An 11,849-nucleotide genomic window follows, 5' to 3' on the forward strand; every position below is an offset into this window, starting at 1 on the left:
AATACATGATTTTTTTAAAAGTTTTAAAGGAAAAAGCTAGAAAGTTACTTCTAGGGCTTTGTTTATTTGGTTCTTTCCAAATACACAGTTTTGGGAATGGCTTTCCTTCAGAGTATTATGAAATAAGTGATATTAATGAATCTAAGAACTATTTTTTTAATCATATGTATGAAATAGTTGCAAAAGAGAATAATAGAGTAAAAAGTGAAAGACGTTTTGTAGAAGAAGTATTAGGTTCAAATATTTTGAATATAGATTTTGATTCTCCTACTTTTTATAAACTTCTTTCAATAAAACAAAAATATAAAATCAAAAATATTTATACACTTTATGAATATCAGAAAAAAATTGATATAGTTCCTCCATCTTTAGCAATTGCACAAGCAGCAGTTGAAAGTGCATGGGGGAAAAGCAGATTTGTAAAAGAAGCTAGTAATATCTTTGGACATTGGACTTATAATGAAGAAATAGGAATTCTTCCAAAAAGAAGAAATATTAATTCATCTCATTTTATTAGAGTTTTTTCAAGTCTAAAGGATTCAACAAGTGCTTATATTTTAAATTTAAATAGAAATTTAGCATATAAATCTTTTCAAGAAAAAAGATATGAACAAAGAATTAATAATAAACAACCAGACGGTTTAACTCTTTCCCAAACTATGCTAAACTACTCTGGAATTGCACATGAATATTTAGTAATATTAAAAGATTTAATTTTACTAAATAATCTGCAAGAATATGATAATAGATATTATCAGCAAAATCACTAAATAAGGAAAAATATGAAATTTACTGCACCATTAAAATCTGATTCAATTAAAATTATGCTTCTAGGAAGTGGAGAATTAGGGAAAGAAGTTATTATAGAAGCTCAAAGACTTGGAATTGAAACAGTTGCTGTTGATAGCTATAACAATGCTCCTGCTCAATTAGTTGCAAACAAATCTTATACAATCAATATGAAAAATGAAAATGAGATTTTAGATGTAATAAGAAGAGAAAAACCAACTTATATCTTACCTGAAGTTGAAGCTATAAATATAAAAGCACTTTTTACAGCTGAAAGCGAAGGTTTTCATGTAATTCCAAATGCAGATGCTGTAAACAAAACAATGAATAGAAAAAATATTAGAGAGTTCGCAGCTGTTGAATTAGGACTTCAAACAAGTAAATATGAGTTTGTAACAACTTTTGAAGCTTTAGAAAAAGCAGCTTTAAATATAGGATTCCCTTGTGTTATTAAACCTGTTATGAGTTCTTCTGGACATGGTCAGAGTATTGCTAAAACTGCTGCTGATTTACCAAAATCATGGGAACTTGCAAAAGAAGCAAGAGGAGATGCTAGTGAATTAATAGTTGAAGAGTTTATTACTTTTGATTATGAAATCACTATGCTAACTGCTAGAAATGGTAAAGATACAGTATTTTGTGAGCCAATAGGGCATATTCAACAAGATGGAGATTATATTTTCTCATGGCAACCTATGAATATGAGTGAAGTAGCTAAAGAAAAATCACAAGAACTAGCTAAAAAAATCACTGATGGATTAGGAGGTCGAGGTATTTTTGGTGTTGAGTTATTTGTAAAAGGTGATGAGGTTTATTTTTCAGAAGTAAGTCCAAGACCACATGATACAGGAATGGTTACTATGATTACTCAATCTCAAAGTGAATTTGCACTTCATGTAAGAGCGGTTTTAGGATTACCTTTAGAGTATATTGATTATGGATGTGGAGCAAGTGCTGCTTTTAAAGCAAAAGGTGATAGTTTTAATCCAGTGATTGATATCTTTGATTCATCATTTACAAAAGATTCAATTATAAGAGTATTTGGTAAGCCTCAGTCTCATGTGGGAAGAAGAATGGCAGTTGCCCTTACTTTTGATAAAGATTCAAGTGATAGAGCCTTACAGAAGGCTAAAGAGATTATTGGAAATTTTAAAGATAATTAGAAGTTATGACTTCTAATTATTTTAGTTTGATTGTTAAACTATACTGCATACCTTCATTTTCAATAGCTATAATTTCTAATTTTCCATTAAGTGCAGAGCTTAAATTTTTTGCTTCTAAAGTGTATTTATTATCTATATCTGATACAAAAAGATTGTAAATATTTTTAATTTCAAAACCATTGCTATTAACTGAGGCATTTTTCTATCCTTTTTTTTGAATTAAATTTTTGACTTTTGTGTCATTATTATATTACAACTTTAATAAAGTTGTGCCAAACTTTTTATTTATAAACTATACAAACAAAAAAACCATCTTTATTTGTTCCATCTTCTTTAAAGTCTTCTGACCCAGAAGTTGAGTCATCATAACTCTTTCCTTTTGTTTGAAATGTTCCAAATAACATCTTTTCACAATATTCTCTACCAGAGAAGCTTTCAGCAAATGCACCTTTGCTTAATAAAGTTGAATTAGCTGTATTATCCACTAATACTTTATAAGAAGAAGTTTTCTCATCTTTATTAGGTATTAGTTGCCATCTTACAGTACTTCCGGGAAATGTTAATTTTGATGCAAATGCAAAACCCTTAACATTATCTGTAGTACCATCAGTTGTATTAGTTGTAGTACAATCTGTTGTAGCTAGCGTATCTTTCATATTTCCCAATAAAATGCCATTACAAGATAAGGCTTGAAAATTTACTTTGGATAAATCACCACCTGATTCAATATAAGTATTTACAAATCCATCAACTGTTATAAACATTGACTTCATCCTATCAAGTTCTGCTGTGATACTACTATCATCTGCTTCATATCTCGTGAGCATTATAATCATTGCTGAAACAACTGCAATTATAGAAGAGACAAGATATGGCATTTTTTTCCTTAAGTAGAGATATTTCAACTCTAAGAATATTTTAACATAATCATTATTGAATGTTTGCTTAATCGGGTTATAAGTTAATTATTTTTTAGATGATCACTTTACTATTTTATAATTATATTTATACTTATATTGATTAAAAGCCTATTTTTAAGGATTGTGATTAAATTGTAACCAAAAATACAAAAATTATAAATTTTTATAAAAATTGCATTTTCAAAGTTATTAAATTTAAAAAATATTAAATTTTAGTTAATTATTTAATTAATATTCCTTCTATTGCAATTTCAAGTTTTATCTCATCACCTACTGCCACTCCACCTGCTTCTAAAACTTTATTCCATGTAATGCCAAAATCTTTTCTATTGATTTTCCCTTCTAGTTCAAATCCAGCTCTTTGTTTTCCCCAAGGATCAGTTATAACTCCACCACTTTGTAAATCAAGTTTAATATATTTTGTAATGCCTTTTATCGTTAAGTCACCATAAACAGCACTTTTTTCAATTTTTGTTGCGTTGAATGTTATTTTAGGAAACTGAGCTGCATCAAATAACTCTTCAGTTTTTAAGTGCTTATCTCTTTTTTCATCGGCTGTATTAATTGAAGCTACAATAATTTCACCACTTAATGCTTTTAATGTATTTGTTGTTTCGTCATATTCAAAGTTTCCAGATATGTCATTAAATTTACCACTTACGTTTGAAATCATCATATGTTTTACTTTGAATCCAACATTTGAATGACTTACATCTACATTATAATTTCCTGCAAATAGTGCCGTTGATACTAGAAGTGATGCCATTGTTAATTTTAAAAATTTCATTTTATAATCCTTAATTTATATGTAAAGTAATAATTTCCAAATAAAGATAATTTTATTACTTAGATAATTCTCAAAAATTGTACTGATAAATGATAATGATTGTCAAGAGTATTATGAATATTTTATATAGAATATTTGATTTTTGGAAGAAGATTAAAATTTTATCCAACAAAAAGTAGTAGAAAAGATTCTACTACTTTTAAATTAAGCTATTTTTTTAACAGCTTTTTTAACCGCAGTTTTTACTTTTTTTGTTTTTTTAAGTTCTAATTTTAAAACTTTTTTTGTAACTTTCTTAGCGATTTTTTTCACGTCTTTTTTATCTGCAACTTTTTTTACAGCTTTTGTAGCAATCTTTGCAACTTTTTTCTTTTTTAATAATTCAGCCATTTGAATTCCTTGTATTTGAATTTTAATTATAACTTAAAAAGTAATATAATATAGAGATTGTATAGAAAAAAAGTTAATATGTCAAATAATAAAAAATATTCTTATTTCAATAGAAAAAAGTTTTTAGATGCTTAACCATTTAATAAACTATATTTAGATAAAATATTTCGTTTTGCTATAAAAGAATGAAAAATAAGGATACGATAATGCTATTGACGCCAGGTCCAACTCCAGTACCAGAATTTGTAAGAAAAGCAATGTCTGATATTACAATTCATCATAGAACTGAAGAGTTTGAAGCTATTTTTAAAAATACTAGAGAATTACTATTAGAATTGTATGATATGCCAGAAGCTGTAATGCTAGCTTCAAGTGGTACAGGTGCTATGGAAGCATGTGTTATAAACTTAACACACAAAAAAGCACTTACTATTAATTCAGGAAAATTTGGTGAGAGATTTGGAAAAATCTGTGCTGCCCAAAATATTGAATATACTGAAATAAAAAATGAATGGAATACTCCTGTTAGTGTAGATGCTGTTGTAGAATCTATAAAAGCTGATTCTTCAATTGATGCTATTTTTATTCAAATCTGCGAAAGTGCTGGAGGATTAAGACATCCTGTTGAGCAAATAGCAGCTGAAGTTAAAAAAATTAACAAAGATATTATGATTATCGCAGATGGAATCACTGCTGTTGGTGTTGAAAAAATTGATACTACAAATCTTGATGCAGTGGTTACAGGAAGTCAAAAAGCACTTATGTTACCACCAGGTCTTGCAATGATAGGTTTATCAAATGAAGCAGTTGCAAAAATAGAGTCAAAACCAAAAGGTTATTACTTTAACTTAGCAATTGAAATCAAAAACCAAAGAAAAAATACAACAGCATGGACTGCTGCAACTACACTCATCATTGGTTTAGGTGCAATTTTAGAAAAACTAAAAGCAGATGGATTTGAGAACTTATATGCTAAAACAGCAGCTAGAGCAAATGCTACTAGAGAAGCTTTAAAAGCAATTGGATTTGAAATTTATCCACATACACCTGCTAATTCTATGACGACTGCTTATACAGAGCAATCAAGTGCAATTAGAAAAATATTAGAAAATAAATATAATGTAAATATCGCAGGTGGACAAGATCATTTAGCAGGAAAGATTTTCAGAATTAATCATATGGGACTAGTAGAAGATTTTGAAGCTTCATGGGCTGTAAATGCTGTTGAGTTAGCACTTGATGATTTAGGTATTAGAACATTTGATGGAACTGCTAATAAAGTTTTTGCATTAAATATGTTTAAAGGAAAATAGATTAATGATTTTTGAACACGAAATTCCAAATGGAAGTCGATTATACTTTGGCTCAAGAGCAAAAGCGAAAAGAGTATTAGAAAATAAAGTTTGCGAGATTTTAGATAATGAACAATTTGAAGAGATTTTAACTCCAAATTTTTCATATTCACAACATCAAGCAATAGCAAATGGAAGAAAACTAATAAAATTTTCAGATGAGCAAAATGAACAAGTATCTTTAAGAGCCGATTCTACTTTAGATGTGGTAAGAATAATTACAAAAAGATTAGGAAGAACAACAACTCATAAAAAATGGTTTTATGTTCAACCAATCTTTTCTTATCCTTCAAAAGAAGAGTATCAAATTGGATGTGAGTGGATAGATCATAATAATATTGCTGATATAATGAATTTAACAGCAAAAATATTAAAAGCTTTAAATATAGAGCCGATTTTACAAATATCAAATATAAATATTCCAAAGTTAGTAGCAAGTGAATTAAATGTTGATATTGATTTATTTAAAAATGGTGAAATAGCATCACTATTTAAACTAAACTGCGATTGGTTAAATAAACTAATAAAAGTAAAAGATACAGCAGGTTTAGCAGAAGTAATTAAAATAGTACCAGAAGCAATTAAAGATGAATTAGAAAAGTTACTTCAAAAAGCAAATGAAGTTGAATATTCAAATATCATAATTGCACCACTTTATTATGGATCATTAAGATATTATAATGGTATTTACTATAGAGTGATAAATGACAATTTAACTTTATGCAAAGGTGGGATGTACTCAAGTGAGGGTATGTGTTCATTAGGTTTTGCATTATACACAGATAATTTATTAAAAATTTTAGAGGATTGAGAATGAGCGCAGATGTAATAGTTGGGATCCAATGGGGAGATGAAGGAAAAGGTAAGATAGTTGATATGCTTGCTCAAAAATATGATATGGTTTGTAGAAGTCAAGGTGGACATAACGCTGGTCATACTATATGGGTTGATGGAGTAAAATATGCACTTCACTTAATTCCTTCAGGAGTATTAAATCCAAAAGCTATAAATGTTATTGGAAATGGTGTTGTTTTATCACCTGAAAATATTATTAAAGAAATGAGTCAATTTGAAAAGCTTGAAGGTAGATTATTTATCTCTGATAAAGCACATTTAAATTTACAATACCATGCTTTGATCGACCAAGCTAAAGAAAAACTAAAAGGTTCAAAAGCTATTGGAACTACTGGAAAAGGAATAGAACCTGCTTATTCTGATAAAATCAATAGAGTAGGGCATAGAGTTGGTGAATTACTTGATCCTGCTAAATTAACTCAATCTATTTTAGATTCATTTGAACAAAATAGAGCGATTTATGATGTATTAGGAATTGCAACTCCAAATGAAAAAGAATTATTTGAAGAGTTAAATTCTTACAAAGAAAAATTAGCACCATTTATTACAAATACTACAAATATGGTTTGGAAAGCACTTGATGAGAATAAAAGTATATTACTTGAAGGTGCTCAAGGAACTATGCTTGATATTGACCATGGAACATATCCTTATGTAACTTCATCTTCAACTGTAAGTGCTGGAGCTTGCACAGGTTTAGGTGTTAGTCCAAAAGATATAGGAATAGTAACAGGTATTACAAAAGCTTATTGTACAAGAGTTGGAAATGGTCCTTTTCCATCAGAAGATTTTGGTGACGAGGGTGAAACTATGGCTCAAGTTGGAAAAGAGTTTGGAACAACAACTGGAAGAAAAAGAAGATGTGGTTGGTTTGATGCTGTTGCTGTTAAACACGCAGGTAGATTAAACGGTTGTGACCAATTAGCTTTAATGAAACTTGATGTTTTAGATGGATTTGCTAAAATTAAAATCTGTGTTGCTTATGAATTAGATGGAAAAAGAATTGATTTTGTTCCTTCAAGTTTAGATAATGTAAAACCTATTTATGAAGAAATTGATGGATGGGAAAGTGTAGTTGGAATTAGAGATTATGATTCTTTACCTTTAAATGCAAAAAAATATATAGAAAAAATCGAAGAGGTTACTTCTGTTAGAGTTGGAATCGTTTCAACATCTCCAGAAAGAGATGACACAATTATAAGGGGGTAGAAACACATGAGAATGAAATTACATCATACACCGTATGTCTCAAGAAGAATTACGAGAGACTTAGCTAGTTGTGACTTTGTAGAGATTAGAAAAGAAAAACATAGTATTGAAGCTGAAGTTGAAAGAATTTTAGATGCTGATATTGAAAAAGAGTTTGGCTTAGATGAAAAAGTAGAAGAAATTTTAGATGCACAAGAAGAAGAAATTGAGTATTTAAATGCAGATAGAAGACAACTTTTTTGGATGACAAAAAAAAGAATGGCAAATGATTACGGTGTTATTTTAAATAACGAAGATAGATTTTCAGACATCGCCCACCAAATATTAGATTATTTATGGGAAGAAGATTTTATACATTATACATGTTCTGATAATCAAATCAAAAATGTGATATTTGCATCTTTAGATGATTTCATAAAAGGATTCGATAAAGCTGATTTTGAAGTAATGGCAAAATTAAAAAACTACAAAAGAAAACTTATACCAGGAACTGAGGATTATGATTTAGTTTATCATAGATTATATGAAGAGGAATTAACAAAAAGAGGATTGATTTAATGCAAAACGTATGGATATATTTAGAAAATGGGACTTTTTTAGAAGCGAAATCTTTTGGTGCAACAGGAACAACTGTTGGAGAAATAGTTTTTAATACATCATTAACTGGATACCAAGAAATTATTTCAGATCCATCTTATGCTGGACAATTTATTACTTTCACAATGCCAGAAATTGGTAATGTTGGAGTAAATGAAGATGATATGGAAAGTAGAAAGTGTCATTGTAAAGGTGTATTAGTTAGAAATTATCATAATGATTATTCAAATTATAGAGCACAAGGTAATTTAGATGCATTACTAAAAGAACATGGTGTTTTAGGAATTTGTGATATTGATACTAGATATTTAACTAAAATGATAAGAGATGAAGGTGCTATGATGATGATAGCTTCAACTGAAATTTCTTGTAAAGATGAATTAGCAAAACAATTAGCTGCAAGCCCTAGAATTGAAGATATCAATTATATTGAAATAGTTTCAACAAAAGAGTCGTATGTTCATAAATCGGGAGCTTGGAATCACAGTATCAAAGCATATGATAAAGCTGTAATGAGTGATAAAAAAGTTGTTGTTATTGATTTTGGAGTAAAAAGAAATATCTTAAATGAATTAGTTCAATCAGGTCTTGAAGTAGAAGTTGTACCTTCAACTTTTAAAGCAGATGATTTAATCGCAAGATTTGAAGCTAAAGAAATTGGTGGTATTTTCTTATCAAATGGTCCTGGTGATCCTTTAACTTTAATAAACGAAAAAGAACAAGTTCAAAAACTTATTGGTGCAAATATTCCAATGTTTGCTATTTGTTTAGGTCATCAAATGTTATCTATAGCTCATGGTTATGATACATATAAACTAAAATTTGGTCAACATGGTGGTAACCATCCAGTTGCTTATAATGGGGTTGTAGAAATTACTGCACAAAATCACAATTATAATGTTCCTGATAATATTGTTGAGATTGCAGATATTACTCATCAAAATTTATTTGATAATACTATTGAAGGTGTTAAATATAAAAATAAAGAGATTTTCTCAGTTCAACATCACCCAGAAGCAAGTCCAGGGCCGCATGAGTCAAAATACATCTTCGCACAGTTCGCTAAGATTGTAAAATAAGTCATCTTATTTTCGCAATCTCTGCGTTGAATAATAAAATTTAATCGTCTCGTACTTGATGTACGTTCCTCATAAATTTTATTATTCGCCTTGACCTTACAAAAAACGATAACTTCTATTACAATCTTCTATAAAATCATTTAATCATTTTTCTTTTAAATAAATATTTCTATGTTCTTTAATAAAACTCATTTTAACTTATAATATAAATTTTTCAATCAACTGATATGTTCCTGCTGTTGCGATTCCTGCTGCGATTCCAGCCACTACATCATCGCCCATAACTCCAAGTCCACCTTTTACATCTCTGTCGATTTTTCCAATGATAGATGGTTTCCAAATATCGAAGATTCTGAAAAATATAAATGCTAGGCTTGCCATGATTATTATGTTTGAGCTGTTTATTCCACAAATTGATAGTGCTATCCACATTCCTGCTAGTTCATCTATTACAATTTCACTATTATCGTGGGTTTGTGTTTCGTTTTCGTAGATATCTATTTGTTTTATTGCAATTACTGTGATTAATAAAGCTAATAAAAATAGAGTTGATACATGAAGAAATTCAAGTAAAAATAATCCTATAATCAAAGATACAAATGAACCTACTGTTCCAGGTGCTTTTGGGCTAAGTCCTGAAAATCCTACTGTTAAAAAAAATCTTCTTAAGTTCACTTTGATTCCTTACTTTTTCTTTTCGATATCTAGTTTCTTTCTTTTTTCCCAAAGTGATTTTCTTGAAATCCCTAGTTTTTTTGATAACTCAGTATCTGGATATTTATTTTGATAAGATAAAACCATCATTTTTACATAATCATTTATTGTCATGATTTTTGAGGCTCCTCCTAATAAGATATTTTCATTATTAAACTCAATTTTTCTAAATGGAAAATCATTTTCTTGTTCTAGTGTTGAGATAATACAGTTTTTATCTTCTATAATTTTAATTACATTTTCTTTAGCATTTTTCTTTAATGTATGATAATCAGTAAGATAAATTATAGTTTTACCTTGAATTGCATTTATTTGTTTTTGCCATAAAGATGAAGTTAAAGAGATAAATGTAATTGGAAGATCCATTTTTCTTGATAATTCAAAAACTAATTTATCAGCACATTTTTGAGAGTTAGTTTCAACTAATGTTGGAAATGATGGAGGTAACAATACATCTGTTGTATCAATTTCTGCCATTGTAAAGTTGAAATACTCTCTTAGTGTTTGAAGTTCTCTTCTGATACTTCTACACTCTTTATAGTGATAGATTTTTCTAACTAACTCATCCATAATAAATGGTTTCATAATATAATCTTTTGCACCATCTTTTATAGGATTAGTAACTGTCTCATCAGAAATATATGATACCAATAAAAGAATAATTGCATTTTCACTATATCTTTTGATAATATTTTTACATAAAGCTGAAGGTAATGATGTTGATAATAAAATTGTGTCATACTCTTTTGTAAGGTTATCTATATTTGGTGATTCTATGTAGTCACAACTATGTCCATCATCAAGTAGTCTTGATACTACTTTTTGAGCTAGGTAAATTTCATTTTCTATTATTAGTATATTCATTTGTTTTTCCAATTATAATATTTTACTGTTGCTATACTTTGTACAGCAATACCTTCTTCTCTTCCTATAAATCCCATTTTTTCTGCTGTTGTTGCTTTTATATTTATAAATTGTTTATCAATATGCATTAATTTTGCCATTGAGCTTTTTATTTCATTTTTAAAAGGATTGATTTTTGGTTTTTGTGCAATTATTGTAAGATCTATATTTACTATTTCATAACCGACATTACAAAGGAATGTAATTATATGTTCAAGTAATATCTTTGAATCAATGCCTTTATATTTTTCATCTGTATCAGGAAAAAATTCTCCAATATCTCCTGCTCCAATGGCACCTAAAAGTGCATCAATTACAGAATGAATTAAAACATCTCCATCGCTGTGAGCTTTGAAACCAAAATCATAAGGAAGTTTTATCCCACCTAAAAACATCTCTTTATTGTCTTCAAAGGCATGAATATCAAGTCCTGTTCCTGTAAAAAAGTTTTTTGAAGGTTTTTTTAAACATGGTAAGTCATTTAATTCATTTCCAAGGGTGAGTTTTTTGCTCTCAACACTTCCTTGAATATATTTTATAGTTCCATTTATATTTTTAATAGCAGAGCTTTCGTCTGTAAATTCTATAGTAGTATTTAAAGCATTTTTTAGGGTTTTTGTGTTTGAAAGTTGTGGTGTTTGAATTAGTTTTACATAATCTCTATTTATTGTATTTGTTTCATAAATAACTGTATCTGTAACATTAAGAACAGGTACAATGCAGTCTGCATTTTCTTTTTCATTTAATAGATTTTCAATAACATTTTGAGGGATACAAGCACGTGCAACATCACTTATCATTACATATTTTGTATTTACTTCTTCTAAGCAATTTAAAATAGATTTTTGTCTAGTATCTCCACCTTTTACAAAAGTAAAATCGTCAGTGAAGTTTTTCATATAAGCTAATTCATTTTCATGGGAAGCCACAATTATTTTAGAAAATGTGGAAAAAGAAGCTAGCCTTTTGGTAACATTTAACCATAAAGGCTCATTTCCTATTCTAATCCATTGTTTTTTTGTTTTATGTTCAAACCGCGTAGAATTCCCAGCGCATAAAACTATAAGAGTAACATCTGACAACAAAAACCC

At 28.8% G+C, this 11,849-nt stretch carries 13 protein-coding genes; 7 read left to right on the plus strand and 6 right to left on the minus strand.

The features are described from left to right. The first annotated feature begins 5 nt into the window (after nucleotides 1-5). Nucleotides 6-770 carry a glucosaminidase domain-containing protein gene (locus AACT_RS00840; protein ID WP_172124074.1) on the plus strand — a complete coding sequence of 255 codons (765 nt, stop codon included), beginning with the start codon at nucleotides 6-8 and terminating at the stop codon, nucleotides 768-770. A 12-nt stretch (nucleotides 771-782) separates the two neighbouring features. After that, on the plus strand, nucleotides 783-1,952 hold the full coding sequence (purT, locus tag AACT_RS00845; RefSeq protein ID WP_172124076.1) for a formate-dependent phosphoribosylglycinamide formyltransferase: 1,170 nt from the start codon (nucleotides 783-785) through the stop codon (nucleotides 1,950-1,952). 281 nt (nucleotides 1,953-2,233) lie between these two features. On the opposite strand, the gene AACT_RS00850 is transcribed toward purT, so the two are convergent. The 3 genes from AACT_RS00850 to AACT_RS00860 all read right to left on the minus strand — a co-directional run bounded on the left by AACT_RS00850 (nucleotide 2,234) and on the right by AACT_RS00860 (nucleotide 4,049). Beyond that, the gene (locus AACT_RS00850) at nucleotides 2,234-2,830 is read right to left on the minus strand and encodes a hypothetical protein (RefSeq protein WP_172124078.1); all 597 of its coding nucleotides are present in this window, start codon (nucleotides 2,828-2,830) and stop codon (nucleotides 2,234-2,236) included. Between the two features lie 262 nt (nucleotides 2,831-3,092). Continuing rightward, on the minus strand, nucleotides 3,093-3,659 hold the full coding sequence (locus tag AACT_RS00855) for a YceI family protein (RefSeq protein WP_172124080.1): 567 nt from the start codon (nucleotides 3,657-3,659) through the stop codon (nucleotides 3,093-3,095). A gap of 204 nt (nucleotides 3,660-3,863) precedes the next feature. Next, nucleotides 3,864-4,049 (minus strand): hypothetical protein, encoded by a 186-nt coding sequence (locus AACT_RS00860; RefSeq protein WP_172124082.1) that lies wholly within the window; start codon nucleotides 4,047-4,049, stop codon nucleotides 3,864-3,866. A gap of 206 nt (nucleotides 4,050-4,255) precedes the next feature. On the opposite strand from AACT_RS00860, the gene AACT_RS00865 reads away from it, so the two are divergent. From AACT_RS00865 to carA, 5 genes are read left to right on the plus strand one after another with little or no spacing between them, the layout of a single operon-like run. Further along, complete coding sequence (locus tag AACT_RS00865; protein WP_172124084.1) at nucleotides 4,256-5,362, plus strand: pyridoxal-phosphate-dependent aminotransferase family protein; 1,107 nt, start codon at nucleotides 4,256-4,258, stop codon at nucleotides 5,360-5,362. A gap of 4 nt (nucleotides 5,363-5,366) precedes the next feature. Beyond that, complete coding sequence (locus tag AACT_RS00870; protein ID WP_172124086.1) at nucleotides 5,367-6,212, plus strand: ATP phosphoribosyltransferase regulatory subunit; 846 nt, start codon at nucleotides 5,367-5,369, stop codon at nucleotides 6,210-6,212. Nucleotides 6,213-6,214: 2 nt separating this feature from the next. Then, complete coding sequence (locus AACT_RS00875; RefSeq protein ID WP_172124088.1) at nucleotides 6,215-7,465, plus strand: adenylosuccinate synthase; 1,251 nt, start codon at nucleotides 6,215-6,217, stop codon at nucleotides 7,463-7,465. A gap of 6 nt (nucleotides 7,466-7,471) precedes the next feature. Further along, nucleotides 7,472-8,023, plus strand: coding sequence for a DUF507 family protein (locus AACT_RS00880; protein WP_172124090.1), 552 nt, complete (start codon nucleotides 7,472-7,474; stop codon nucleotides 8,021-8,023). Next, entirely contained in the window at nucleotides 8,023-9,141 is a 1,119-nt protein-coding gene (gene carA, locus AACT_RS00885) for a glutamine-hydrolyzing carbamoyl-phosphate synthase small subunit (protein ID WP_172124092.1), read from the plus strand. The genes AACT_RS00880 and carA overlap by 1 nt, the downstream gene beginning before the upstream one ends. 198 nt (nucleotides 9,142-9,339) lie before the next feature. On the opposite strand, the gene AACT_RS00890 is transcribed toward carA, so the two are convergent. From AACT_RS00890 to AACT_RS00900, 3 genes are read right to left on the minus strand one after another with little or no spacing between them, the layout of a single operon-like run. Then, entirely contained in the window at nucleotides 9,340-9,816 is a 477-nt protein-coding gene (locus AACT_RS00890; RefSeq protein WP_172124094.1) for a phosphatidylglycerophosphatase A family protein, read from the minus strand. 9 nt (nucleotides 9,817-9,825) lie between these two features. Further along, entirely contained in the window at nucleotides 9,826-10,719 is an 894-nt protein-coding gene (locus tag AACT_RS00895) for a response regulator transcription factor (protein ID WP_172124096.1), read from the minus strand. Next, nucleotides 10,716-11,840 (minus strand): bifunctional 2-C-methyl-D-erythritol 4-phosphate cytidylyltransferase/2-C-methyl-D-erythritol 2,4-cyclodiphosphate synthase, encoded by a 1,125-nt coding sequence (locus AACT_RS00900; RefSeq protein WP_172124098.1) that lies wholly within the window; start codon nucleotides 11,838-11,840, stop codon nucleotides 10,716-10,718. Before AACT_RS00900 ends, AACT_RS00895 begins: the two co-directional genes overlap by 4 nt. Nucleotides 11,841-11,849 lie beyond the last annotated feature (9 nt).

The sequence above is a fragment of the Arcobacter acticola genome (assembly GCF_013177675.1).
GTDB classification, from domain to species: Bacteria; Campylobacterota; Campylobacteria; order Campylobacterales; family Arcobacteraceae; genus Aliarcobacter; species Aliarcobacter acticola.

Bases quoted from the DNA above. Each gene is read 5' to 3' on its own strand.
- AACT_RS00840 (WP_172124074.1), top strand. From the start codon at position 6: ATGATTTTTTTAAAAGTTTTAAAGGAAAAAGCTAGAAAGTTACTTCTA.
- purT (WP_172124076.1), top strand. From the start codon at position 783: ATGAAATTTACTGCACCATTAAAATCTGATTCAATTAAAATTATGCTT.
- AACT_RS00850 (WP_172124078.1), bottom strand. From the start codon at position 2,830: ATGCCATATCTTGTCTCTTCTATAATTGCAGTTGTTTCAGCAATGATT.
- AACT_RS00855 (WP_172124080.1), bottom strand. From the start codon at position 3,659: ATGAAATTTTTAAAATTAACAATGGCATCACTTCTAGTATCAACGGCA.
- AACT_RS00860 (WP_172124082.1), bottom strand. From the start codon at position 4,049: ATGGCTGAATTATTAAAAAAGAAAAAAGTTGCAAAGATTGCTACAAAA.
- AACT_RS00865 (WP_172124084.1), top strand. From the start codon at position 4,256: ATGCTATTGACGCCAGGTCCAACTCCAGTACCAGAATTTGTAAGAAAA.
- AACT_RS00870 (WP_172124086.1), top strand. From the start codon at position 5,367: ATGATTTTTGAACACGAAATTCCAAATGGAAGTCGATTATACTTTGGC.
- AACT_RS00875 (WP_172124088.1), top strand. From the start codon at position 6,215: ATGAGCGCAGATGTAATAGTTGGGATCCAATGGGGAGATGAAGGAAAA.
- AACT_RS00880 (WP_172124090.1), top strand. From the start codon at position 7,472: ATGAGAATGAAATTACATCATACACCGTATGTCTCAAGAAGAATTACG.
- carA (WP_172124092.1), top strand. From the start codon at position 8,023: ATGCAAAACGTATGGATATATTTAGAAAATGGGACTTTTTTAGAAGCG.
- AACT_RS00895 (WP_172124096.1), bottom strand. From the start codon at position 10,719: ATGAATATACTAATAATAGAAAATGAAATTTACCTAGCTCAAAAAGTA.